Annotated in this window: 18 protein-coding genes; 12 read left to right on the plus strand and 6 right to left on the minus strand. The window is 71.2% G+C overall.

The annotated features are described in order from the left end of the window. Nucleotides 1-10: 10 nt before the first annotated feature. From IE274_RS13060 to IE274_RS13100, 9 genes are all read left to right on the plus strand, one after another. Entirely contained in the window at nt 11-1,585 is a 1,575-nt protein-coding gene (locus tag IE274_RS13060) for a ThuA domain-containing protein (RefSeq protein ID WP_229909498.1), read from the plus strand. A 382-nt stretch (nt 1,586-1,967) separates the two neighbouring features. Further along, on the plus strand, nt 1,968-3,314 hold the full coding sequence (locus IE274_RS13065; RefSeq protein ID WP_229909499.1) for an inositol-3-phosphate synthase: 1,347 nt from the start codon (nt 1,968-1,970) through the stop codon (nt 3,312-3,314). Between the two features lie 343 nt (nt 3,315-3,657). After that, nucleotides 3,658-5,205 (plus strand): UbiA family prenyltransferase, encoded by a 1,548-nt coding sequence (locus IE274_RS40370; protein WP_190115821.1) that lies wholly within the window; start codon nt 3,658-3,660, stop codon nt 5,203-5,205. Nucleotides 5,206-5,249: 44 nt separating this feature from the next. Beyond that, nucleotides 5,250-6,143 carry a sugar phosphate isomerase/epimerase family protein gene (locus IE274_RS13075; RefSeq protein WP_372447065.1) on the plus strand — a complete coding sequence of 298 codons (894 nt, stop codon included), beginning with the start codon at nt 5,250-5,252 and terminating at the stop codon, nt 6,141-6,143. Then, nucleotides 6,140-7,015, plus strand: coding sequence for an EboA domain-containing protein (locus IE274_RS13080; RefSeq protein ID WP_190115823.1), 876 nt, complete (start codon nt 6,140-6,142; stop codon nt 7,013-7,015). The genes IE274_RS13075 and IE274_RS13080 overlap by 4 nt, the downstream gene beginning before the upstream one ends. Then, nucleotides 7,015-7,863, plus strand: coding sequence for a TatD family hydrolase (locus IE274_RS13085; protein WP_190115824.1), 849 nt, complete (start codon nt 7,015-7,017; stop codon nt 7,861-7,863). Before IE274_RS13080 ends, IE274_RS13085 begins: the two co-directional genes overlap by 1 nt. A 3-nt stretch (nt 7,864-7,866) precedes the next feature. Then, nucleotides 7,867-9,075 (plus strand): metabolite traffic protein EboE, encoded by a 1,209-nt coding sequence (eboE, locus tag IE274_RS13090; protein ID WP_190115825.1) that lies wholly within the window; start codon nt 7,867-7,869, stop codon nt 9,073-9,075. Further along, entirely contained in the window at nt 9,072-10,478 is a 1,407-nt protein-coding gene (locus IE274_RS13095; protein ID WP_190115826.1) for an alkaline phosphatase family protein, read from the plus strand. The genes eboE and IE274_RS13095 overlap by 4 nt, the downstream gene beginning before the upstream one ends. A 137-nt stretch (nt 10,479-10,615) precedes the next feature. Further along, nucleotides 10,616-11,683 carry a sugar phosphate isomerase/epimerase family protein gene (locus tag IE274_RS13100; protein ID WP_190115827.1) on the plus strand — a complete coding sequence of 356 codons (1,068 nt, stop codon included), beginning with the start codon at nt 10,616-10,618 and terminating at the stop codon, nt 11,681-11,683. Between the two features lie 87 nt (nt 11,684-11,770). Here IE274_RS13100 and IE274_RS13105 read toward each other — a convergent pair whose 3' ends face one another. From IE274_RS13105 to IE274_RS13125, 5 genes are all read right to left on the minus strand, one after another. Continuing rightward, nucleotides 11,771-13,159: an OFA family MFS transporter gene (locus tag IE274_RS13105; protein WP_190115828.1), complete on the minus strand. Its 1,389-nt coding sequence runs from the start codon at nt 13,157-13,159 to the stop codon at nt 11,771-11,773. 1 nt (nt 13,160) lies between these two features. After that, the gene (locus IE274_RS13110; protein WP_190115829.1) at nt 13,161-14,549 is read right to left on the minus strand and encodes an OFA family MFS transporter; all 1,389 of its coding nucleotides are present in this window, start codon (nt 14,547-14,549) and stop codon (nt 13,161-13,163) included. A 123-nt stretch (nt 14,550-14,672) separates the two neighbouring features. Beyond that, entirely contained in the window at nt 14,673-16,826 is a 2,154-nt protein-coding gene (locus IE274_RS13115) for an acetate--CoA ligase family protein (protein WP_190115938.1), read from the minus strand. Nucleotides 16,827-16,829: 3 nt separating this feature from the next. Then, nucleotides 16,830-18,059: a formyl-CoA transferase gene (gene frc, locus IE274_RS13120; protein WP_190115830.1), complete on the minus strand. Its 1,230-nt coding sequence runs from the start codon at nt 18,057-18,059 to the stop codon at nt 16,830-16,832. Nucleotides 18,060-18,071: 12 nt separating this feature from the next. Further along, a complete protein-coding gene (locus IE274_RS13125) occupies nt 18,072-19,763 on the minus strand; it encodes a thiamine pyrophosphate-binding protein (protein ID WP_190115831.1) in 1,692 nt (563 codons plus the stop codon). A gap of 167 nt (nt 19,764-19,930) precedes the next feature. Between IE274_RS13125 and sucC the strand changes: the two genes are divergently transcribed. The 3 genes from sucC (at nt 19,931) to IE274_RS13140 (ending at nt 23,732) form a co-directional block, all read left to right on the plus strand. After that, nucleotides 19,931-21,070, plus strand: coding sequence for an ADP-forming succinate--CoA ligase subunit beta (gene sucC, locus IE274_RS13130; protein WP_190115832.1), 1,140 nt, complete (start codon nt 19,931-19,933; stop codon nt 21,068-21,070). 10 nt (nt 21,071-21,080) lie between these two features. Beyond that, on the plus strand, nt 21,081-21,968 hold the full coding sequence (gene sucD / locus IE274_RS13135) for a succinate--CoA ligase subunit alpha (protein ID WP_190115833.1): 888 nt from the start codon (nt 21,081-21,083) through the stop codon (nt 21,966-21,968). 156 nt (nt 21,969-22,124) lie between these two features. Further along, the gene (locus IE274_RS13140; protein ID WP_190115834.1) at nt 22,125-23,732 is read left to right on the plus strand and encodes an aldehyde dehydrogenase family protein; all 1,608 of its coding nucleotides are present in this window, start codon (nt 22,125-22,127) and stop codon (nt 23,730-23,732) included. Between the two features lie 332 nt (nt 23,733-24,064). On the opposite strand, the gene IE274_RS13145 is transcribed toward IE274_RS13140, so the two are convergent. Continuing rightward, nucleotides 24,065-25,408 (minus strand): DUF2254 domain-containing protein, encoded by a 1,344-nt coding sequence (locus IE274_RS13145; protein ID WP_190115835.1) that lies wholly within the window; start codon nt 25,406-25,408, stop codon nt 24,065-24,067. Nucleotides 25,409-25,519 lie beyond the last annotated feature (111 nt).

Below are 25,519 nucleotides of genomic sequence, written 5' to 3' on the forward strand. Positions count from 1 at the left end.
GGGGCACCCCATGCGCGCACCAGTACGCCTGACCGTCGCGACGGCGGCCGCCGCCCTGCTCATCGGCTGCGTGTCCGGCCCGGCCGCGTCCAAGCCGGACTCCACCCGCCCCGACGGCGAACGGAAGAAGGCGGGCGAACGCGTCCTGGTCTTCTCCAAGACGGCCGGGTTCCGCCACGACTCCATCGCCGAGGGCATCGCCGCCGTCAAGGACCTCGGCGCCGCAGGCGGCTTCACCGTCGACGCGACCGAGAACGCGGGCGCCTTCACCACCAAGAACCTCGCCCGCTACGACGCCGTCATCTGGCTCTCCACCACCGGCGACGTCCTGAACAGCAAGCAGCAGTCCGCCTTCGAGCGCTACATCCGCGCGGGCGGCGGCTACGTCGGCGTCCACGCCGCCGCCGACACCGAGTACGACTGGCCCTTCTACGGCCGCCTCGCGGGCGCCTACTTCCAGTCCCACCCCGCGATCCAGCCCGCGAAGATCAAGGTCGAGGACCATGCCCACCCGGCCACCGCCCACCTCGGCGCGGCCTGGGACCGCACCGACGAGTGGTACAACTACCGCGCCAACCCGCGCGATCGCGCCCGCGTGCTCGCCTCCCTCGACGAGTCGTCCTACAGCGGCGGGTCCATGGGCGGCGACCACCCGATCGCCTGGTGCCAGGGATCCGTCGACGGCACCCCCGGCCGCTCCTTCTACACCGGCGGCGGCCACACCAGGGAGTCCTACGCCGACCCCGCCTTCCGCACCCACCTCCTCGGCGGCATCCGCTACGCCGTCGGCGCCGCCCAGGCCGACTGCCGTCCCGAACAGGGCTACACCCCCCTCTTCGACGGCACCGCCGCCTCCCTCGCCCGCTGGAAGCAGGCCGGACCCGGCTCCTTCGAGCGGAAGGACGACGGCACCATCACCTCCGTCGGCGGCATGGGCCTGCTCTGGTACGAGCCCCAGCAGTTCGGCTCGTACTCCCTGAAGCTCGACTGGAAGATCTCCGGCACCGACAAGGACGACAACTCCGGTATCTTCGTGGGCTTCCCGCCCTCCGACGACCCCTGGACCGCCGTCAACAACGGCTACGAGATCCAGATCGACGCCACCGACGTCCCCGAGAAGACCACCGGCTCCGTCTACGGCTTCAAGTCCGCCGACCTCGCCGCCCGCGACAAGGCCCTGAACCCACCGGGGCAGTGGAACACCTATGAACTCCGCGTCGAGGGCGAACGCCTCCAGATCTGGCTCAACGGTGTGAAGATCAACGACTTCACCAACACCGACCCCGCCCGGAGCCTGCGCGACGGCCACATCGGCATCCAGAACCACGGGGCTGATGATCAGGTCGCTTTCCGGGACATCCGGGTGCGGGAACTGCCTGCGGGCAAGGAGATGTCCGCGGGCAAGGGGGCGCCCACCGGCGTGGGGCTGCCCCTCGACGTGGGGCTGCCTACCGGCAAGCGGTTGCCCACCGGCGTGGGGCTGTCCACCGGCGTGGCGTTGCCCACCAGTAAGGCGCTGCCCGGTGGCCATGAGCTGTCCACCGGTACGGAGCTGCCCGCGGGTGAGGAGGCGGGCGGCCGATAGACGGCGGTGGGCGGAGGACGCCGGACCTCCGCCCACCGTCTTGCCCGGCCCGCGCCGCGCGGGGCGGGTGCTGTTCCGTGCGGGACGGAGTCCGCATCGTGCGGCGCGGGTGAGATACCTGCGCCGCGGGGCGCGGGCCTTGCTCCGTGCGGTGTGGTTGATGTGCTGCGGGGCGCGGGCCTTGTTCCGCGCGGCGTGGTTGATGTGCCGCGAGGTGCGGGCTGTGGTCCGTGTGGCGCGGGTGAGGTACCGCAGGGCGTGGATCCCGTGCCGGGAGGCGTGGAGTCCGCACCGTGCGGCGTGGCTGATGTACCGCGAGGCGCGAGCCCCCTTCCGCGCGGCGCGGGTGACGACCGTACGTGTCTGACGACAGGAGGCAGCCGTGTCCACCGAGTCCCCTTCTGCCAACGCGGGCCCGACCGCTTCCGACGCCCCGGGCCCGACCGGGGTGTGGCTGATCGGAGCGCGCGGCTCCGTCGCGACCACAGCCATCGCGGGCTGCGCGGCGATGTCGGCGGGGCTGCACCCGCCCACCGGCCTGGTCACCGAAACACCTCCCTTCTCCGGCACCGGACTGCCAACGTTGTCCTCCCTCGTCTTCGGCGGGCACGACACCATGGAGTGCCCGCTGCCCAAACGCGCCGAACACCTCGCCGCCGGCGGCGTCCTGCCCCACGGCCTCCCGGCAGCCGTGCACGCCGAACTAGCCGCCGCCGACGCCGAGATCCGCCCGGGCGGCCCCCTCCCGGGCGACTCCCGCACCGACGACGAACTGATCACCGCCTTCGCCGCGGAAATCCGCGACTTCGCACACCGCCACGGGTTGGCCCGCGTGGTCGTGATCAACGTGGCCTCGACGGAACCGGCGGTTGGCGTGGGCGGGTCGGCGGCGGGCCCGGCCCGGTCGGCCGTGGGCTCGGCCGGGTCGGCGTCGGCTTCCGACGGGGCGGGTGCAGGCTCAGGCGAGTTGGCGCCCGCCTCGGCCGGGCTGACGACTGCCTTGGCCGGATCGGCAACCGCCTCCGCCGGGCCGACGACCGCGTCCGCCGGATCGGCAACTGCCTCCGCCGACCGGCTGCCCCCCAGCTCCCTCTACGCCGCCGCCGCGCTCCGCGCCGGTGCGCCCTACGTCAACTTCACCCCCTCAACCGGCCTGCACCACCCCGCCCTCGCCGACCTGGCCGCCGCCTCCCGGCTGCCCTTTGCCGGGCGGGACGGCAAGACCGGGCAGACCCTGCTCCGGTCCGTGCTCGGCCCGATGTTCGCCCAGCGCGCCCTGGCCGTCCGCGCCTGGTCCGGCACCAACCTCCTCGGCGGCGGCGACGGCGCCGCCCTCGCCGACCCCGCCGCGGCCGCCGCCAAGAACGCGGGCAAGGAACGCGTCCTCGCCGACACCCTCGGCACCGTCCCCGAAGGCGAGGTCCACATCGACGACGTCCCCGCCCTCGGCGACTGGAAGACCGCCTGGGACCACATCGCCTTCGACGGCTTCCTCGGCACCCGCATGACCCTCCAGACCACCTGGCAGGGCTGTGACTCGGCCCTCGCCGCGCCACTGATCCTGGACCTGGCCCGCCTCCTCGCCCGCGCCCACGAAGTCGGCCTCGCCGGACCCCGCCCCGAACTCGCCTTCTATTTCAAGGACCCGGACCCCGGCGCCTCCTCCGCCCTGCCGGACCAGCACCTCGCCCTCCTCGCCTTCGCCGACCGCCTCCGGGAGTCGGCGTGAACGCCCGACGCGCGGCGCCACGCCGACTGCCTCCCCCCGCGCCCGCACCGGTACGCGCACCCACGCCCCCAGCGGTGCCCGCGCCCGCACCGGCACCCGTGCCCGCATCGGCTCCCGTGGCTGTACCCGTATCGGCGCCTGTGCCTGCATCGGTGCTCACACCTGTGCTCGCATCGGTGCTCACGCCAGCGTCCGCATCGGCGCTCGTAGCTGACTGCGGATCGGTGTCCGCATGGGTGCCCGCGTCGGTGCCCGTCGCTGAGCCCGAACCGGTGCCCGCGGCCGCCCCGCAGCTACGCCCCGCGCCGCCGTCTCCCCTCACGGCACCCCCCGAGGACGCCTCATGAACCTCCGCGCCTGGGCCGAACTCCTCCGCCTGCCCGCCCTGTTCACCGTCCCCGGCGACGCCCTCGCGGGCGCCGCGGCCACCGGCCTGCGCCCCGGCCGGGGCACCTTCCTCGCCATCGGTTCCTCCCTCTGCCTGTACGAAGCCGGTATGGCCCTGAACGACTGGGCCGACCGCGACGAGGACGCCGTCGACCGCCCCCACCGCCCCATCCCCTCGGGCCGTGTCACCCCCACCGCCGCCTTCACCGCCGCGGTCGCGCTCACCGCGGGCGGCCTGGCCCTGGCCTCCCGCGCGGGCCGACCCGCCCTGGCCACCGCCACCGCCCTCGCCGGTACGGTCTGGGCCTACGACCTGGGCCTCAAACGCACACCCGCAGGACCCGTGGCCATGGCGGCGGCCCGAGGACTGGACCTGCTCCTTGGTGCCACGGCCACGGCAACGGGGGCGAGCGCGGGGGCTCGAGCGGACGCGGCCGCACGCGCGGCCACAGCCACGGACGCCGGTGCCGTGCGGTCCGCGGCGAAGACCTCACCGGAGGCAGCCCGCTCCACCGAGGCCACGGCGATCTGCCCCACCCGGTCCGCCGCGACTCGCCCTGCCAGGCCGACGGCGGCGCCTTCCACTCAGGCCCCCGCGACGCTTCCCGCAGGGACTTCGGCGACGCAGCCAGCCAGCTCCGGGCGGTCACTGGTCGCCAAGGTCGCCGCGGCCATCGGGGCCACTACGGCGTCTAAGCCGACCAAGGCGTCCCAGGCCTCCCGAGCCTTCGGGGCCACCCGAGCCGCCAAGCCTGCAAGCACCCCCAAGGCCTTCACCGCCCTCGCCACCTTGGCCAGTACGGCCCCCTTCACCGACGCCAAGACCACGGCGAACGCCGGAGGCCCCCCGCCCAGCCCCACCACACCGGTAACCGCCGGGACAAGACGAACCCCACCCTCGCCCCAACCCCACCGCACGCGCCCCCACCGCTCTGGCCCTCACCCCCCAAGCACTCCCAGCCCAAGCACGCCCCGCCCAAGCACGCACCGTCCCCGCAGTCCCCGCCCCACCCCCACGGCAGCGGCCCGCGCAGCCCTCCCCGCCGCAGCAACCCTCGCCGCCCACACTCTCGCCGTGACCACGGTGTCCCGGCACGAGACCCAAGGCGGCTCGACCGGGGCCCCGCTGGGCGCCCTCGCCACGACGCTGGCCCTCGGACACGCCGTGGCGTACACCTCGCACCCCCCGGCAGACCGACGGACCGCAGCCGCCGCCGGTCTGCCGGGCACCACCTCCGGCCTACCGGGCACCGCTGCCCTCCGGTCGAGCACCACCCTCGCCCTCGGCACGGCCTACGCCACCACGGCCGCCCGCCCTTACCTCCACGCGGCCCTGAACCCCTCACCTCCTCTCACCCAGCGCGCCGTCGGCGGCGGCATCCGCGCCCTGATCCCGCTCCAGGCCGCCCTCGCCGCCCGCTCCGGCGCTCTCGGCAGCGCTCTGTTCACGGCGGCCCTGGCGCCGATGGCCCGCCGGTTCGCCCGCAAGGTGAGTGTCACGTGAGCGGGGGCGACGGCACGCTCGGGCGGGGGACAACGGGTGCTCCCGTGCGACCCCGGTTCGGCTACGGCACCAACGGGCTCACCGACCTCCGGCTCGACGACGCCCTCGGCCTCCTCGCCGACCTCGGCTACTCCGGCGTCGGACTGACCCTCGATCACATGCACCTCGACCCCCTCGCCCCTGACCTGGCGGCCCGCACCCGCCGTGTGGCCCGGCGCCTGAACCGGCTCGGTCTGACCGTCACCGTCGAGACGGGCGCCCGCTATGTCCTCGATCCACGCCGCAAGCACGGCCCCTCCCTGCTCGATCCCGCCCCCCAGCGCCGCGCCGACCGCGTCCGCCTGCTCATCCGCGCCGTCCAGGTCGCCGCGGACCTGAACGCCCATGCCGTCCACTGCTTCAGCGGCATCACACCCGACGGCACCGACGACGCCATCGCCTGGCGGCGCCTGGCCGACGCGCTCACCCCCGTCCTCGCCGCCGCATCCGGCGCCGGAGTACCGCTCGCCATCGAGCCCGAACCCGGCCACCTGCTCGCCACGCTCGCCGACTTCCACCACCTCCGTCATCTGCTCGGCGACCCCGCAGCCCTCGGCCTGACCCTCGACATCGGCCACTGCCAGTGCCTCGAACCCGAGTCACCCGCCGACTGCGTCCGCGCCGCCGCCCCCTGGCTCCGGCACGTCCAGATCGAGGACATGCGCCGCGGCGTCCACGAACACCTCCCGTTCGGTGACGGCGAGATCGACTTCCCGCCCGTCCTGCGCGCCCTCGCCGCCACCGGCTACCAGGGCCTGACCGTCGTCGAACTGCCCCGCCACTCCCACGCGGGCCCCGAACTCGCCTCCCGTTCCCTTGAGTTCCTGCGCCGGGCCGACCAACTCGCCGCCACCGGTCCTGCCGCCCAGGAGGCCGCACCCCAAGGAGGAACCTCGTGAGCCACAGCCCACGGACCCTCGCGCCCCACCTCCCCTCGGTCGCCGACCTCCGCTCCCGCCTCGACGCCGCCCTCGGCGATCCCGCCCGCACCTGGCTCGACCGGGCCACGACCGCGGCCGCCGCGCACGCCTCCACCAGAGCCGCCTCCACCAGGGCCACCTCGGCCCAGACCACCTCCACCGAAGTCGCCACCGCTCAGCCGAGCAGCGCCGCCCAGCCCTTCGCGCCCGGCGCCGTCCCAAGCTGGGAACTGTGCTTCGCCGAGGCGGGCCGCCGCTGCGGGCCCGATCACGCCGACGCTGCCCGGCTGGTGCTCCTGTACGCCGCCCGCGCCGACACCGCCACCCTCACCCGGCTCTACGAACAGGGCACCGCCACCGAACGCCGCGCCGTCCTGCTCGCCCTCCCGCACCTGGTGCCGGGGGCCGACGCGCTGCCCCTGGTCGAGGACGCGCTGCGCACCAACGACACCCGGCTCGTCGCCGCCGCGCTCGGCCCGTACGCCGCCACTCACCTGGCTCCGCACGACTGGCGTCACGCCGTCCTCAAGTGCCTGTTCACCGGCGTACCCGTGGATGCCGTCGCCGATCTCGCGCAGCGCGCCCGGGCCGACTCCGAACTGGCCCGCATGCTCGGCGACTACGCCGCCGAACGCGCCGCCGCCGGCCGCACCGTCCCCGGAGATCTGTACCGCGTCCTGGCCCTGACCGACCTGCCGACGCCAACCGACGGCGACACCCCGGCAACCACCGGCCCCGACCACCGGGCCCCGAGCCCCGACCACCCGGCGCCCACCGGCCCCGACCACCCGGCGGCCCCCGCCCCCTTCGCGGCCCCTTCGACGTCCACCGGCGAGGAGCAGGAGTCCTGATGCGCATCTTCGACCCCCACATCCACATGACGTCCCGCACCACCGACGACTACGAGGCGATGTATGCCGCCGGGGTCCGCGCCGTCGTCGAGCCCGCGTTCTGGCTCGGCCAGCCCCGCACCTCGCCCGCCTCCTTCGTCGACTACTTCGACTCCCTCCTCGGCTGGGAACCCTTCCGCGCCGCCCAGTACGGCATCGCCCACCACTGCACGATCGCGCTCAACCCCAAGGAGGCGAACGACCCCCGGTGCACGCCGGTCCTCGACCTGCTGCCGCGCTATCTCGTCAAGGACAACGTCGTCGCCGTCGGAGAGATCGGCTACGACTCCATGACTCCGGCCGAGGACACCGCGCTGGCCACTCAGCTGCAGCTCGCCGCCGACCACGAACTGCCCGCCCTCGTGCACACCCCGCACCGCGACAAGCTGGCGGGCCTGCGCCGCACCCTTGATGTCGTCCGGGAGTCCGCGTTGCTCCTGGAGCGGGTCCTGATCGACCACCTCAACGAGACCACCGTCAAGGAAGCCAAGGACGCGGGCTGCTGGCTCGGCTTCTCCGTGTATCCGGACACGAAGATGGACGAGGACCGGATGGTCGCGATCCTGCAGCAGTACGGCCCCGAGCAGGTGCTGGTCAACTCGGCCGCCGACTGGGGCAAGAGCGACCCGCTCAAGACCCGCAAGGTCGGCGACGCCCTGCTGGCGGCGGGGTTCTCCGACGACGACGTCGACCGGGTCCTGTGGCGCAACCCCGTCGCCTTCTACGGGCTCAGCGGACGCCTCGCCCTCGACGTCACGGACACCGAGGCCACCCACGAGGGCAACTCGATTCTGCGCGGCGGTGCGTGACCCATGCGCTTCCGCCACCCCGACGGGTCCACCGTCCACCTCGCGTACTGCACGAACGTCCACCCCGCCGAGACCCTCGACGGCGTCCTCGGCCAGCTCCGCGACCACTGCGAGCCCGTCCGCAAGCGACTCGGCCGCGACCGCATCGGCATCGGCCTGTGGCTCGCCAAGGACGCCGCCCACGCCCTGGTCACCGACCCGGCCGCACTCCGCGGGCTGCGCGCCGAACTGGACCGGCGCGGCCTCGAAGTCGTCACCCTCAACGGCTTCCCCTATGAGGGCTTCGGCGCGGAAGAGGTCAAGTACCGCGTCTACAAGCCGGACTGGGCCGACCCCGAACGCCTCACCCACACCACCGCCCTGGCCCGCGTCCTCGCCCAACTGCTGCCGGACGACGTCACCGAGGGCACCATCTCCACCCTTCCACTCGCCTGGCGCACCACCTTCGATGCCCCCCGCGCCGCCGAGGCCCGCACCGCCCTGGTCACGCTCGGCCAACGCCTGGACGCCCTCGCCGAACTGACCGGCAAATCCATCCGCGTCGGCCTCGAACCCGAACCGGGCTGCACCGTGGAGACCACCGGCGACGCCATTGCCCCCCTCACCGCGATCGGCCACGACCGCATCGGCATCTGTGTCGACACCTGTCATCTCGCCACCTCCTTCGAGGACCCGGGGACCGCGCTCGACGCCCTCGCCGTCGCGGGCATCCCCGTCGTCAAATCCCAGCTCTCCGCCGCCCTGCACGCCGAACACCCCCACCTGCCGGACGTCCGCGAGGCCCTCGCCGCCTTCGACGAGCCCCGATTCCTGCACCAGACCCGCACCCTGCCCCAGGAGCCCGGCGGGGCCGCCGCCGGCGGGACCCTCGTCGCCACCGCCCTGCGCGGCACCGACGACCTCGGCGAGGCCCTCACCCGCGATGCCCTGCCCGACGCGGCGCCCTGGCGCGCCCACTTCCATGTCCCCCTGCACGCGCCTCCCGCCGCGCCCCTCACTTCCACGCTCCCCGTCCTGAAGGACACCCTCACCCGGCTCGTCGGCGGACCGCACCCCCGCACCCGCCACCTCGAAGTCGAGACCTACACCTGGCAGGCCCTCCCGCCCGAACTGCGCCCCCGCGCCCGCCCCCAGCTCGCCGACGGCATCGCCGCCGAACTCACCCTCGCCCGCGACCTGTTGACCGAGCTCGGCCTGAAGGAACTGCCATGACCTCTCCCGCCCCCGACACACAGCAGCCCAACCCGCTGCTCGTTCTCGACGTCGTCGGCCTCACCCCCCTGCTGCTCGATCACATGCCGCACCTCGCGGCCCTCGCCCGGTCCGGCTCCCGCGCGTCCCTGGGTACCGTGCTGCCCGCCGTCACCTGCGCCGCCCAGTCCACCTTCCTCACCGGCACCATGCCCGCCGAGCACGGCATCGTCGGCAACGGCTGGTACTTCCGCGAGCTCGGTGACGTCCTGCTGTGGCGCCAGCACAACGGCCTCGTCGCCGGCGACAAGCTGTGGGACGCCGCCCGCCGCGCGCACCCCGGCTACACCGTCGCCAACATCTGCTGGTGGTACGCGATGGGCGCCGACACTGACTTCACCATCACGCCCCGCCCCGTCTACTACGCCGACGGCCGCAAGGAACCCGACTGCTACACCCGGCCCCCGGCCCTGCACGATGAACTCACCGAGAAGCTCGGCACGTTCCCCCTCTTCCACTTCTGGGGCCCGGGCGCCGACATCGTCTCCAGTCGCTGGATCGTCGATGCCACCCGTCACCTCCTCACCACCCGCAGGCCCGACCTGGCCCTGTGCTACCTCCCTCATCTCGACTACGACCTGCAGCGTTTCGGTCCCGACGACCCGCGCTCCCATCAGGCGGCCGCCGACCTGGACACGGCGCTGGCTCCGCTCCTGGACCAGGCGCGAGCAGAAGGCCGCACCGTCGTCGCGCTGTCCGAGTACGGCATCACCCGTGTCAGCCGTCCCGTCGACATCAACCGCGCCCTGCGCCGCGCCGGACTCCTGGACGTGCACACGCAGGACGGCATGGAATACCTCGACCCGATGGCGTCCCGTGCCTTCGCCGTCGCCGACCACCAGATCGCGCACGTCTACGTCCGACGGCCCGAGGACCTGGAAGCCACCCGTGCCGCGCTCGCCGATCTGCCCGGCATCGAGCAACTCCTCGACGACGAAGGCAAGAAGGCCCACCATCTGGACCACCCGCGCTCCGGCGAGCTCGTCGCGGTCGCCGAACCCGACGCCTGGTTCACGTACTACTACTGGCTCGACGACGCCCGCGCGCCCGACTTCGCGCAGCTCGTCGAGATCCACCGCAAACCCGGCTACGACCCCGTCGAGCTGTTCATGGATCCCGAGGACCCCTACGTCCGCCTCAAGGCCGCGGGCGCGCTGGCCCGCAAGAAGCTCGGCATGCGCTACCGCATGGCGGTCGTGCCCCTGGACCCCTCACCTATTCGCGGCAGCCATGGCCGCCTCCCCACGAGCGAAGACTCCGATTCCGGACCGCTCATTCTGTGCTCCACCCCCCACGCCGTCACCGGCCGCGTCGCGGCCACCGATGTGAAATCGCTCCTGCTCCGCCTCGCCGGCCTGCACTGAGCGATCTGTCTCCACTGAACCAGAGGGCGCGGACCACGCCATCAGGGTCCGCCCCGGACCTCACCCTGATCCGCTATTCGAACTGATCCCTGATCAGGCCCCGACCCCTGAACCCGAACCCAGCCAGGGAGAACCGCATGAGCCGCAAGCACACCCCGGACGACCCCGAGCTCGCCCACAGACTCAGCCGACGCGGCATGCTCGGTGTCGCCGCGGGCACCACCGCGGCCGCACTCGTCGGCACCGTCGCCGCCACGGCACCCGCCGCCGCGGCGGCGGACACCGCAGCTCAGACGCACGGCAAGGGCCGCGGCCGCCCCGTCCTGCCGCCGGGCCGCCTCGGCATCCAGCTCTACAGCCTCCGTGACCGGGTCTCCACCGCCGGATTCGCCACTGTGTTCAGCGAGTTGGAGCGCTACGGCTACGACGAGATCGAGTTCGCCGGATACACCCAGGGCTCCGCGGGCCCCATCACGCTCGCACAGCTCAAGCAACTCGCCCACGACCACGGACTGAACCCGATCGGCAGCCACGTCGGCTACTACGACAACGGCAACCCGAACGCGTACACGTTCGCGCAGAACCTCACCAAGGTCCTCGACGACGCCGAAGCGCTCGGCCTCAAACACATCGGGACCGCGTCGGGCCCCTTCCGCTACGGCTCGACCGTCGACGCGTGGAAGCGGGCCGCCGAGGACTTCAACACGTACGGCGAAGCGGCACGCGCGCGGGGGATGAAGTTCTACCAGCACAACCACGCCGAGGAGTTCTCCTTCGCCACGGACAAGCCGAGCGTGCGCCTCTACGACGTGCTGCTGGCCGAGACCGACCCGGACCATGTGTTCCTGGAGCTGGACATCTACTGGGCGTACTCCGCGCAGTTCCGCTTCGGCAAGCAGGTGGACGGCACACCGCGGCCCTTCGACCCGCTGGACTACGTCCTCAAGCGACCGCACCGCTACCCGCTGTTCCACGTCAAGGACGGCATCCGGGACGACTCAGCCCGGGACGGCTACCGCATGTCGGACGTCGGCGACGGAGACATCGACTACAAGAGGTTCCTGTCCAAGGTGACCGCCCGCACCCATAACGGACGCCGCTACCACCACTGGCAGGCCGAGCACGACAACCCGGTCGAGTCTTACGCGTTCGCCCGCAAGTCCAGCGCGCACCTGCACTCCCTGCGGGAGCGCTGCGGCGACTGAGCGTCCACGGGGGAGGGGTGTTGCCCGCCGGTCCGGCGGGCAACACCCCTCCCCCTGGAACAACCGGCCTGGTGCACCGGCTGGACGTCACACCGTGACGGCACGCTCGCGTGGCAGCTGCGGCTGGTGCAGCAGCAGTGACAGGGCCGCCGCGAGCAGCGACACCGCACCGGCCATCACGTAGGCGCCGACGTAGCCCCAGGAGTCCACGACCATCGCGCCCAGGCCGCCTCCGAAGAGGCCGCTGACGAGCTTCGCGCTGTAGACCATGCCGTAGTTGGACGCGTTGTTGTTCTCTCCGAAGTAGTCGGGGACGAGCGCGGCGAACAGGGGATAGAACGCGCCGCCGGCGAAGCCGGACAGGAACGCGAAGACCAGGAACAGCGGCTGGTTGTGCATTTCGCCCGCCCACAGGACGCCGAACTGCGCGACGGCCAGGGCCAGACAGACGTACGTGAGGGTCGGCCGACGGCCGAGGCGGTCGGAGAGCCAGCCCACCACGCCCCGCCCGGTGCCATTGATCACCGACATGACGCCCATCGAGGACGCCGCGATAAGCGGGCCGAAGCCCATGTCCTTGGCGAACGGCACCTGGAAGGAGATCCCGAAGATCGACACTCCGGCGCAGCAGAGCATGCACACCCACATCAGCGGCACGACACCGGTGCGTAACGCCTCTCCAGGAGTGAACTGTCGTACTGCCGGAGGGTTCTTGGCGAGCGCCACGGCGATGCGGGAGTCACCGCCGGGCCGCAGCGGATCGACCTCGGCGGGCCACCAGTTCTTCGGCGGGTCCTTGAAGAACAGGCCCGCCACCAGGGTCACGGCGAGCACATAGAAGCCGACGAGATCCAGCACCGTACGGTAGTTGGAGGTGTCGAAGCCGTACGAGAACAAGAAGATGAAAGGCACCGCTCCGTAGGCGAACCCTCCGTTGACGAAGCCCGTCTTGCCGCCGCGCCGCTCGGGGTACCACTTGCCGACCATGTTCACGCACGTCGAGTAGATCAGCCCGGAGCCGACCCCGCCGAGCAGGCCGAAGCCGACCATCGCCGCCGCCACGTTGGGTGCGTGACTGAGGCTGACGAACCCGAGCAGGGACAGGAAGGATCCCGTCAACATGGCCTTGCGGCTGCTCAGGACGCCCTTCTCACGCAGTTTCCCGGCGGGGAAGGAGACGCCCGCCTGAAAGAAGATCCACACGCTAAGGACCCAGAAGGTGTTCGACGACGACCAGTGGTGCGCCGCGGACAGGGTGTCCTCGGCGGCTCCGTAGGCGTACTCGAAGACACTGATGGCGATCATGGCCACCCAGGGGAGGACGACCATCGTCCAGCGCGGGCGGCCGAGGATGTCCCGGTCGCTCTCGCCGATGCGGTAGACGCGTCCGCGCGCGTCCGTGACCTCCTGGTACTTCTTGTACGACGCGTCCGCGCGGCCGGACGCGCCGCTTGCGGCGAAGGGCTCCGCCGTCATATCAAGCCATCTCCTCACCGAGGGGTTGCGGGTTGGGATTGATGTCCTTGGGGTTCGGCCTGCCCGGCTGCGTCAGGAAGAGCGCGACGAAGCCGGCGAACAGGGATATGGATCCGGCGAGGGTGAACGCTCCGGTGTGGCCCCAGTTGCTCACCACCACGGCGCCCATGCCGGAGCCGAGAAGGCCGGAGACCAGCTTCGAGCTGTAGACCAGGCCGTAGTTGGAGGCGTTGTTGTTCTCTCCGAAGTAGTCCGCCGTCATGGCCGCGAACATCGGGAAGATGGCGCCGCCGCCGAAACCGGAGATGCTGGAGAAGATCAGGAACATCGGGAGGTTCTTGATCTCGGCGGACCAGAGGATGCCGTACTGCGACAGGCCGAGGACGATGCAGACGAAGATCAGGCATCGCTTGCGTCCGTAGCGGTCCGACAGCCAGCCGATGACACCCCGCCCGGTGCCGTTGACGATGGCCTTCAGGGACATCGCCGTGGCGACGATTCCGCCCGCGAAACCGGCGTCCTCACCGATGTCCACCTGGAACGCGATGCCGAAGATGTTCACACCCGAGGTGCACAGCAGACAGAACCACATCAGCCCGACCCGGCCGGTCTGCCAGGCCTCCTTGGGCGTGTACTGCCGCACGGCGGGCGGGTTCATCCGCAGGGCGCGCCGGGCCCGTGGGTCGTCAGGCGGCCGCAGTGGGTCCACGTCGGCGGGCCACCAGTTCTTCGGCGGGTCCTGGAAGAAGTAGCCCGCCACGGCGACCATGGTGGCCAGGAAGAGACCCACCGACACCAGCACCCAACGGAAGTTGGTCAGGTCCATGAAGCCGGTGAAGATGAAGACGAACGGCACCGAGCCGTAGGCGAAGCCGCCGTTGACGAAGCCGGTCTTGCCGCCCTTGCGTTCCGGATACCACTTGCCGACCATGTTCACGCAGGTCGCGTACACCATGCCGGCGCCCATGCCGCTGAACATGCCGAACCCGATGTAGGCGACGACCACATGAGGTGCCAAGGCAAGCGATAGGTATCCCAAGAGGGTGCCGCACGCGCCGATCATCATCGCCCACCGGGCCGGTAGCTTCCCGCTCTCGCGGAGCTTGCCCGCCGGGAAGGCCACCGCCGCCTGGAAGAAGACCCAGACGCCCAGCATCCAGAAGATGTGCAGACTACTCCAGTGGTGCGCGGTGTGCAGCGTGTCCTCGGCGGAGGCGAACGCGTACTCGGCCGAGCTGATGCCCATCATGCCCACCCACGGCAGGATGACCATCCACTTGCGTTTGCGGCCCATGATGTCGATGTCGGTCTCGCCGACCCGGTACATCCGGCCGTTGCTGTCCGTCACCTCCCGGTAGGGGACAGGCCTGGCAATGTCGGTTGTCGTCATGTCACTCAGCACCCCTTGCGTCGAAAAGTTCCTGGCCAGCGCCCCCTGTCCAATCCCTTTCGTGCGCGTACGGGCTCCGGGCCGGCCGACGCGAACCGTCGGCCGCCCCGTGCGCCGGTCATGTCATCCGTCGCTCCCAAGGAGTCCTGCGGCGCGCGCCCAGCGGTACTTCGCGCCGAGCGCGGCGACCGGCTTCTCGGTCGTGTACGGGTAGGCCACGACCCCCCGCTCGAAGAGGTACTGGCAGGCCTCCTCCACCTCGACGTCGCCCGCGAGCGACGCGACGACGGGCTTGTCGATTCCCCGCTCACGGAACTCCGCGATCACGCGGGCCGTTAGTTCGGCAAAGACCATGGGAGGGGTGACGATGGTGTGCCAGTAGCCCAGTACGAGCGCGTGGATGCGCGGATCCTCCAGGCCGAGCCGGATCGTCGCCTCGTACGTCGAGGGGGGCTCGCCGCCGGTGATGTCGACGGGGTTGCCCGCGGCGCCGAACGGCGGGATGAACTCGCGGAAGGCCGCGTCCAGGTCGGGCGGGATGTCCATCAGCTTCAGGCCGTTGTCCGTCACCGCGTCGGAGAGCAGCACGCCCGACCCGCCCGCCCCGGTGATGATGACGACGTTGTCACCCTGGGGCGCCGGAAGAACCGGCAGCGCCCGCGCGTACTCCAGCATTTCGTTCAGCCCCGGGGCCCGGATGACACCGGCCTGCCGCAGGATGTCGTCGTAGACGGCGTCGTCGCCCGCGAGCGCCCCCGTGTGCGATCCGGCGGCTCTGGCTCCCGCGGCCGTCCGGCCCGCCTTGAGGACCACCACCGGCTTCTTCGGCACGGTGGCCCGCGCGGCCTCCACGAACGCCCGGCCGTCCTTGAGGTCTTCCAAGTGCATGGCGATGCACTGGGTGTGGGGATCCTCGCCGAACCACGTCAGCAGGTCGTCCTCATCGAGGTCCGCCTTGTTGCCGAGCCCGACGATCGCCGAGACACCCGTCTTCGTCGTGCGGGCGAAGCCCAGGATCGCCATCCCGATGCCACCGGACTGCGAGGTGAGCGCCACCCCGCCCTTCACGTCGTACGGCGTGCAGAACGTGGCGCACAGGTCGTGCCACGTCGAGTAGTAGCCGTAGATGTTCGGCCCGAGCAGCCGCACGCCGTGCCGCTCGCCGATCGCCACGATCTCGTCCTGGAGGGCCTGTTCACCGGTCTCGGCGAACCCCGAGGGAATGAGGACCGCGTTCGGGACGCCCTTGCGTCCGACCTCCTCAAGAGCGGACGCGACGAACTTGGCGGGGATCGCGAAGACCGCCACATCCACCTCACCAGGGACGTCCGTCACACTCTTGTACGCCTTGCGGCCCAGAATGTCATCGGCCCGGGGGTTCACCGGATGGATCTCCCCGGAGAAGCCGCCGTCGATGAGGTTGCGCATCACCGAATTGCCGATCTTGCCGGGCTCGTTGGAGGCGCCGATCACGGCGACCGAGCGGGGCCGCATCAGACGCCGCATCGAAGCCAGCATCTGCGCGCGCGTGTACGTGCGCCGCTCCTTGGGCGCGTCCGTGGCGAGGATGACGCGGATGTCAGCGGCGATCGCGCCCTGCGGGGTCGCGATGACCGGGTTGAGGTCGACCTCCGCGATCTCGGGGAAGTCGGTGACCAACTCGGACACGCGGCGTATCTGCTCGGCCAGCGCCCACCGGTCCACGCCGGGCGCGCCCCGCACGCCGCGCAGGACCTCGGCCGCCCGGATCGAGTCGAGCATCGAGCGGGCCTCGTCGGCGTCGACGGGCGCGAGGCGGAACGTGACGTCCTTGAGGACCTCCACCAGGACGCCGCCCAGACCGAACGCGACGACCTTCCCGAACGTCGGATCGGTGACCGCCCCGACGATCACCTCCTGGGCGCCGGGACCCGACGGCAGCAACTCCTGCACCTGCACGCCGTCGATGCGCGCCGCGGGCGCGTAGGCACGCGCGTTGGCGACGATCTGGTGGAAGGTGTCCCGCACGGCCGCGGCGCCCTCCACGCCCACGACCACGCCGCCCGCGTCGGTCTTGTGCAGGATGTCCGGCGACACGATCTTCATGACGACGGGCCCCGAGAAGCGCGCCGCGCACGCCACCGCCGCGTCGACGTCCCGCGCCAGCTCCTCCCCGGGGACGGCGATGCCGTACGCGTCCGCGAGGACCTTGCCCTCCGGCGCCGTGAGCGACGTACGCCTCTGTTCGCGCACGGAGTCAAGGAGCGCGCGCACTCGCTCCTTGCGGTCTTCGGCCAGCAATCAGATCACTCCGTTCGACTTGAGCAGGCGCAGGTCCTCGTCGCCGAGGCCGAGCTCGCCGATGAACACCTCTTCGTTGTGCTCGCCGAGCAGCGGCGAACCGACCACGTCCACAGGGGAGTCGGAGAGCTTCAGCGGCGAGCCGACGGTGGTGAACGCGCCGCGCTCGGGGTGGGGGACCTCGACGACCATCTCGTTGGCGACCAGCGAGGCGTCCTCGATGATCTCCCTGGTGGACAGGATCGGGCCGCACGGGATGTTGTGGGCGTTGAGCCGCTCCAGGACCTCCCACTTGGGCAGCGTCGAGGACCACTCCTCGATCAGCTGGAACATCTTGGTGAGCTGCGGCAGCCGCGCCTCGGGGGTGGCCCACTCCGGGTCGTCGGCGAGCTCGGGGCGCCCGATCAGCTCGGTGATGGGCTTCCAGCCGACGGGCTGCACGATGACGTACACGTAGTCGTTGGGCCCGCCCGGGGCGCACTTGACGGCCCAGCCGGGCTGTCCGCCGCCGGACGCGTTCCCGGAGCGGGGCACCTCGTCCCCGAAGTCGTCGTTCGGGTACTCGGCGAGCGGCCCGTGCGCGAGGCGCTGCTGGTCGCGCAGCTTGACGCGGCACAGGTTCAGCACGGCGTGCTGCATGGCGACGTTCACGCGCTGTCCGCGGCCGGTGTTCTCCCGCTGGAAGAGGGCGGCGAGAATGCCCGCGACGGCGTGGATGCCGGTCCCGGAGTCGCCGATCTGCGCACCGGTGGCGAGCGGAGGGCCGTCCTCGAAGCCGGTGGTCGACATGGAGCCGCCCATGGCCTGGGCGACGACTTCGTAGGCCTTGAAGTTGGTGTAGGGGCCGTCTCCGAAGCCCTTGATCGAGGCGTAGACGACGCGCGGGTTGATCTCCTGGATGCGCTCCCAGGTGAAGCCCATGCGGTCGACGGCGCCCGGGCCGAAGTTCTCGACCATCACGTCCGCGCGGCGGATCAGCTCCGTGAGGATTTCCTTGCCGCGCTCGGTCTTGGTGTTGAGGGTGATGCTCCGCTTGTTGCAGTTGAGCATCGTGAAGTAGAGCGAGTCCACGTCCGGCAGGTCGCGCAGTTGCTTGCGCGTGATGTCGCCGGTCGGTGCCTCCAGTTTCACCACGTCCGCGCCGAGCCAGGCGAGCAGCTGGGTGGCGGAGGGGCCGGACTGGACGTGCGTCATGTCCAGGACGCGGATTCCTTCGAGAGCCTTGGTCACGTCCGTGTCACCTCACTTGTACATCGTCTGGTTCATGGTTCCGGGGGCGTACGCGTCCGGGTCGACCCACACGTTGATCAGCGAGGGCTTGCCGGACTCGCGGGCGCGGCGCAGCGCGGGGCCGATGTCGGCGGGGTCGCGGACCTCCTCGCCGTAACCGCCGAGCAGCTGGGCGAACTTGTCGTAGTGAACGTCTCCGAGGGTGTTGCCGACCCGCTCGCGCTCCGTGCCGTACTTGGCCTTCTGGCCGTAACGGATCTGGTTCATGGAGGAGTTGTTGCCGACGATGCCGACGAACGGCAGGTTGTAGCGCACCAGCGTCTCGAAGTCCCAGCCGGTGAGGCTGAAGGCGCCGTCTCCGAAGAGGGCGACCACCTCCTTGTCGGGCCGTGCCTGCTTGGCGGCGAGTACGAAGGGGATGCCGACGCCGAGCGTGCCGAGCGGTCCGGGGTCCATCCAGTGGCCGGGGGCCTTGGGCTGGACGACCTGCCCGGAGAAGGTGACGATGTCGCCGCCGTCGCCGATGTAGATCGAGTCCTCGGTGAGGAAGTCATTGATCTCGCTCACCAGGCGGTACGGATGGATGGGAGAGGCGTCGGACCTGAGGCTCGGCAGCCGCTTGTCGATGGCTGTCTGCTCGGCGGCCCGCAGCTCGTCGAGCCATTCCTTGCGCCGGGACGCACCCCCGTTGACGCGCCCGGACGCGGCCTCGGTCACCGACTTCAGGACAAGCCCCGCGTCGCCCACGATGCCGAGGTCGATGTCGCGGTTCTTGCCCACGGTGCGGTAGTCGAGGTCGATCTGCACGACTGTCGCCTCCGAAGAGAGCCGCTTTCCGTAGCCCATGCGGAAGTCGAAGGGCGTGCCGACGATGACGATGAGGTCGGCGTTGGAGAAGGCGTAGCGGCGCGACAGCTGGAAGTGGTGCGGGTCTCCGGGAGGCAGGGTGCCGCGTCCCGCGCCGTTCATGTAGGCGGGCACGTTGAGGGCGCGGACCAGTTCGGTGGCCGCCGCGGTCCCGCGGGTCGTCCACACCTGGCTGCCCAGCAGGATGGCGGGCTTCTCGGCGTGGACGAGGAGGTCGGCGAGCTTTTCGATCGCCTCGGGGTCGCCGGCCGAGCGGGTCGAGGCGCGATAGTGGCCCGCGCGCGGGACGCGGGCCTTGTCGGCGGGGACCTTGGCGTCGAGCACATCGCGGGGGATCTCCAGGAAGGAGGGACCCGGAGCACCGTGGTAGCACTCGCGAAACGCCATGGACACCATGTCGGCCGCCCGTGCGGTGTCCGGCACGGTCGCCGCGAACTTGGTGATGGGCGTCATCATGTCGACGTGCGGCAGGTCCTGCAGTGAGCCCATCTTGTGCTGGGTGTGGGCCCCTTGGCCGCCGATCAGCAGCATCGGGGACTCCGCGCGGAAGGCGTTCGCGACGCCTGTGACGGCGTCGGTGGTGCCGGGTCCCGCCGTCACCACGGCGCAGCCGGGCTTGCCGGTTATCCGCGCGTATCCGTCGGCCGCGTGTGCGGCGACCTGCTCATGGCGTACGTCGACGACGTCGATCCCCTCGTCGACGCAGCCGTCGTAGATGTCGATGATGTGTCCGCCGCAGAGGGTGTAGATGACCTCCACGCCCTCCGCCTTGAGTGCTTTGGCGACCAGATGCCCACCGGAGATGAGGGTGTTGTTGTCGCTGCTGTCGTCGGGCATGGCGAAGTCCTGTCCCTTCGTAGGGGAGTTGGAGTGCGCTCGTCCGCGCTCGGGGCGCCCTCACAGTACATTGCATACAGTCGACGAATACTGTATGAAGCTTGTTATCCCGCATCCGGTGGGTGGTGTCCAGGGGGCGTGCGGCACTTTCCAGACAGGAGCCGGAAATGGACCTGTACGAGCACCAGGCAAGGGAACTCTTCGAGGAATACGGCATCTTGGTGCCGCGCGCCGAAGTCGCCGACTCGGCCAAGGAAGCACGCGCGAGCGCCGCGCGCCTCGGCGGCCGCGTCGTGGTGAAGGCGCAGGTCAAGACGGGAGGCAGAGGCAAGGCGGGGGGCGTGAAGTTCGCCCGTGACCCGGCCGCGGCGGAGCTGACCGCCCGGCAGATCCTGGGCATGGACATCAAAGGCCACACGGTCCACTCGGTGATGCTCGCCCAACCAGTGGACATCGACAGCGAGTTCTACGTCTCGTACGTACTCGACCGCTCCCAGGGACGCTTCCTCGCGATCGCCTCCGCCGAGGGCGGCATGGACATCGAGGAGGTGGCCGCCACCAGGCCCGAAGCCGTCGTCCGGATGGCGATCGACCCCTTCGAAGGCGTGCCCCACAAGAAGGCCGCGGGGATCGCCGCCGCGGCCGGGCTGCCCGCGTCAGCGGCCGACACCCTGACCGCCCTGTGGAGCGTTCTGATCAGGGAGGACGCGCTGCTCGTCGAGGTCAACCCGCTCGTGCGCACCGCGCAGGGACAGATCCTCGCACTTGACGGAAAAGTGACCCTCGACGACAACGCGAGCTTCCGGCAGACCCGTTGGGGCGCCCAAGGACCGGCGGACCGGCACGAGGCCGACGAACTGGAGGCGGCCGCAGCCGCCAAGGGACTCAACTACGTGAAGCTCGACGGCGAGGTCGGCGTCATCGGCAACGGCGCGGGCCTCGTCATGTCCACCCTCGACGTCGTCGCCGGCTGCGGGGCGCGGCCCGCCAACTTCCTGGACATCGGCGGGGGTGCCTCCGCGCAGATCATGGCCGACGGCCTCTCGGTCATCCTCTCCGACCCGTCCGTCACGGCCGTGTTCGTGAACGTCTTCGGCGGCATCACCGCCTGCGACGCGGTCGCCGACGGCATCGTACGGGCCCTTGAGTCCGTACGTCTGACCAAGCCGCTCGTCGTCCGGCTCGACGGCAACAACGCCGCGCGGGGGCGCGCCATCCTCGACGAACGCGCCCACCCGCTGGTGGAACAGGCCACCACCATGGACGGCGCCGCGCGCCGCGCCGCCGAACTCGCCCACGCAGCCTGAGGAGCCGGCCATGGCCATCTATCTGACCAAGGAGAGCAAGGTCCTCGTCCAGGGCATGACCGGGGCCGAGGGCATGAAGCACACCCGCCGCATGCTCGCGGCCGGCACGGACGTGGTCGGCGGCGTCAATCCGCGAAAGGCGGGCCGCAGCGTCGACTTCGACGACCGCGCGGTACCCGTCTTCGGCTCCGTGCGCGAGGGCATGGACGTCACCGGCGCGGACGTCACCGTCGTCTTCGTGCCGCCCGCCTTCAGCAAGGCCGCGGTCATGGAGGCGGCGGACGCCGGGATCGGCCTCGCCGTCGTCATCACCGAAGGCATCCCCGTCCACGACTCCGTCGTCTTCCACGCGTACGCCGAGCGGCACGGCACCCGCGTCATCGGCCCCAACTGCCCCGGCCTGATCTCACCGGGCCAGAGCAACGCGGGCATCATCCCCGCCGACATCACCAAGCCGGGCCGCGTCGGCCTGGTCTCCAAGTCCGGGACCCTGACCTACCAGCTCATGTACGAACTGCGCGACACCGGCTTCTCCACGTGCGTGGGCATCGGCGGCGACCCCGTCGTCGGCACCACCCACATCGACTGCCTCGGCGCGTTCGAGGCCGACCCCGACACCGAACTGATCGTCCTCATCGGCGAGATCGGCGGCGATGCGGAAGAGCGCGCGGCGGCCTGCATCAAGGAGTCCGTGAGCAAGCCCGTCGTCGCCTACATCGCCGGATTCACCGCGCCCGAGGGCCGGACCATGGGGCACGCGGGCGCCATCGTCTCCGGGGCGTCCGGCACCGCCGCCGCGAAGAAGTCCGCGCTGGAGGCCGCCGGGGTTCAGGTCGGCAACACCCCCACCGAAACGGCCCAGTTGGTGCTGGAACGGCTCGCCGCGGCGTCACGCTGACACCCCGGCCCGGCCGGGAGTGACGTCTCTCATAGGTGACCGGCCCGCGACTCCACTACCGTCCCGAGCGACGTACGAGGACCGCGGACACCGCCGTCCCGTACGCGCAGCCATGCACCCCCGCCCCGACTGTGCACCGTGAGCGGAGAGAACCGAATGGCACCCACCCTCGACAACCCCTCTGACCCCAACACCCCCAGTGCCTCCCGCGTCGCCCGCGTCCCCAGTGTCCCCCGTGTCCTCAAGGCCGGAACGGCCTGGACCCAAGCCTGGGAGCGCTGCCTCGGCGTCGCCCCCGAGGCCTTCCGGGACGACCGCGTGCTGAACCTGTGGCACGGCGGCTGGCGCCCCGACGGCCGCCCCCTGCCCGCCACCAGCCCCGTCGACGCGAGCCCCATCGCGGGCCCGCCCCGACTCGACGCCGACGCCGCCCGCCGGGCCGTACGCGCCTCGCTCGACCAGCACCGGGCCTGGCGCCACGTCCCGCTGCCGGAGCGCCGCGCCCGCGTCGCCGCCACCCTCGACAGCCTCACCGAACACCGGGAACTCCTGGCTCTGTTGCTCGTCTGGGAGATCGGTAAGCCCTGGCGGCTCGCGCAGGCCGACGTGGACCGGGCCATCGACGGCGTTCGCTGGTACGTCGACGGCATCGAACCGATGGTCGAGGGCAGGTCCCCGCTGGACGGGCCCGTCTCGAACATCGCGAGCTGGAACTATCCGATGAGCGTGCTCGTTCACGCAATGCTGGTACAGGCACTGGCGGGCAACGCGGTCATCGCCAAGACCCCGACCGACGGCGGCGTCTCCTGTCTCACCCTGGCCTGTGCGCTCGCTGCCCGCGAAGGGATTCCCGTCACCCTCGTCAGCGGCAGCGGCGGCGAACTGTCCGAAGCACTCGTGCGCGCCCCCGAGATCGGCTGCGTCTCCTTCGTCGGCGGCCGGGACACGGGCACGGCGGTCGCCACAGCCGTCGCCGACCTCGGCAAACGACACATCCTCGAACAGGAGGGACTGAACACCTGGGGCATCTGGAACTACAGCGACTGGGACGCGCTCGGCGCGGTGATCCCCAAACTCTTCGACTACGGCAAGCAGCGCTGCACGGCCTACCCCCGCTTCGTCGTCCAGCGCGAGCTGTTCGACTCCTTCCTCGCCGCGTATCTGCCCGCGGTACGGACGGTACGCGTCGGCCACCCGCTCGCCGTCGCCGGACCCGAGGACCCGTTCCCGCAACTGGACTTCGGCCCGCTGATCAACGCGGCCAAGGCAAAGGAGCTGACCGACCAGGTCGCGGAGGCCGTCGGCCGCGGCGCCGTGCCGCTGTACCGCGGGGCCCTCGACGCCGACCGCTTCCTGCCCGGCCAGGACACCTCCGCGTACGTCCAGCCGGTCACGCTCCTCGCGCCGCCGCCATCGTCCCCGCTCCACCACGCGGAGCCGTTCGGGCCGGTCGACACGATCGTGCTCGTCGACACCGAGGCGGAGCTGCTCGCCGCCATGAACGCGTCCAACGGCGCGCTGGTCGCCACGCTGTCCACCGACGACGCGGAGACGTACGACCGGCTGGCGCCGCAGATCCGGGCGTTCAAGACCGGCCGGGGCAAACCCCGTTCACGCGGGGACCGCGATGAGCTGTTCGGCGGCTTCGGCGCGTCCTGGCGCGGCGCGTTCGTCGGTGGGGAACTGCTGGTGCGGGCCGTCACCCAGGGCACGACGGGGGAGCGGGCGCCGGGGAACTTCCCCAGCTACCACCTGATGGCGTGAGGCGAGGGTGGGGGGTACGGGGGCGTGGTGCTGTACCTCCCCCCGCAACGGCGGGCCCGCTGACCTGGGATCGGTGGTCCTGGACCGGCTGCTCTGGCTGCGGCTGTCCCAGCTGTGGCCGGAGAGGCCCTGGTCGCCACCGGCTGCGCCTGGAGCAGCTCCGGTCGCCCCGGCCGCGGCTGGAGGGGTCCGGGCGCCCCGGCTGCGGCCGGAGGGACCGGTTGCCCCGGCGGCGGCCGGAGCTGCCTCGGTCACCCCGGCCGTGGCTGGAGAAGCCCCTGTCCTCCCGGCCTCGGCTGCCCCGCTGCCCCGCTGCCCCGGCGTACCGTCCGCTAGCCGATGCCCTGTCGGTCGGGCAGCAGCGCGAAGTCGCGGTCCGCGGCCTCCGGCACCAGGCGCTCCACGGCCTGCTCCAGGAGGGCCCGGTGCCGGAGGAGCGGGGCCCTGCGCCCTTCGGGCGCGAGCAGGAGCAGGTCGTCGATCCCGGCCAGCATGCGCCGGGTGACCTGGGGATGGCCGGCGGCGCAGCCACGGATCTCGGCGAGCCCGAGGTCCACCAGGTCCGGCCAGTCGGGCACCGGCTGCACCAGGCGCACCGCCCCGCGCCGGTCGCGATGACGCAGCGTGCCCAGCGGATAGCGGGCGACCGACGCCAGGAACTGCACGATGCGGTCCAGGGCCTGCACGGCGGTCGTGGGGTCGTTCACTGCGGGGGACAGCGCCCGCAGTGCGATGTCGGACAGCTGACGGAGTCCGAAACCGAGATCTTGGTGGAAGGTCCGCTCCACCCCGACCGACACCGCGTACCGCAGTGCGTGACGGCCGGGTGCGGGCCCGCCGTGCACCGCGAACACGGGTGTGCCCGGCACCATGAAGTCCCCGATGCGCGGCAGCAGCCGCAGGACGACGCCCTGGCGCCGCGCGGCCCGCACCACCCGGGCGATGTTCACGTCCCGCAGCAGCCCGGCCCGGCCGTCATGGGTGATCCGGGTGGTTTCGGACCCGAGGCGGTCGTCGGCGAGTTCCTCCTCGGTCGGGTGCTTCACGGCCACGCGGAACGCCTCGCGTGCGATCCGGTCGATCACGAAGCCGATGCGCATCATGCGCAGCGTGCCGTTCACGTACGCGATGAACAGGAGCAGGCTCAGGAGCACCATGAGGAGCGCGATCAGGCCCTCGACCAGCGGCACGTTCGTCACCAGGCGCGGGTCCTGCTCGCTGTCGAAGGACGTCAGCGTCATCAGGGAGAACAGGAACGTCGCGAGGAAGACCGTCAGCGTGATCTTCGTGATCCGGGAGCGGACGTAGAGCCGCACCACCCGCGGGCTGAACTGGCCGCTGGCCATCTGCACCGCCACCAGCGAGATGCTGAAGACGACACCGATGAAGGTCATCATCGCCGAGCCGATGGTGCTGATGACCACCTTGGTGTCCTCGGCGAGCTGGTTGAGGTCCCTGAGGGTGTCGTACTCCTCGTCGTCCTGGAGCAGCCGCACCAGCTCCGCGTCCACCTCCGAGGCCGCCCACCACAGCAGCAGCGAGCCGATGAGCCCGATGGTGGGCGCGAACCACATCGTGTCCCGCAGATGCTCACGCAGCGGCGAAAGCACCCGGGGCCGCCGGACCCGCCCCTCACCTGCCGAACCCGGTGAAACAGTAATCAAACCGTCACTCATGGTGAAACCTTAGGTGCGCCCAGAGGCCGTGCCACGCGGCGCGCGGCCACCCGGCGGACGTCACGGATACGCAGGTGAAAGGCACTCCGAAACCTTGGTATTGTTGTCTTC

Source organism: Streptomyces flavofungini, assembly GCF_014650815.1.
Classification (GTDB): Bacteria; Actinomycetota; Actinomycetes; order Streptomycetales; family Streptomycetaceae; genus Streptomyces; species Streptomyces flavofungini.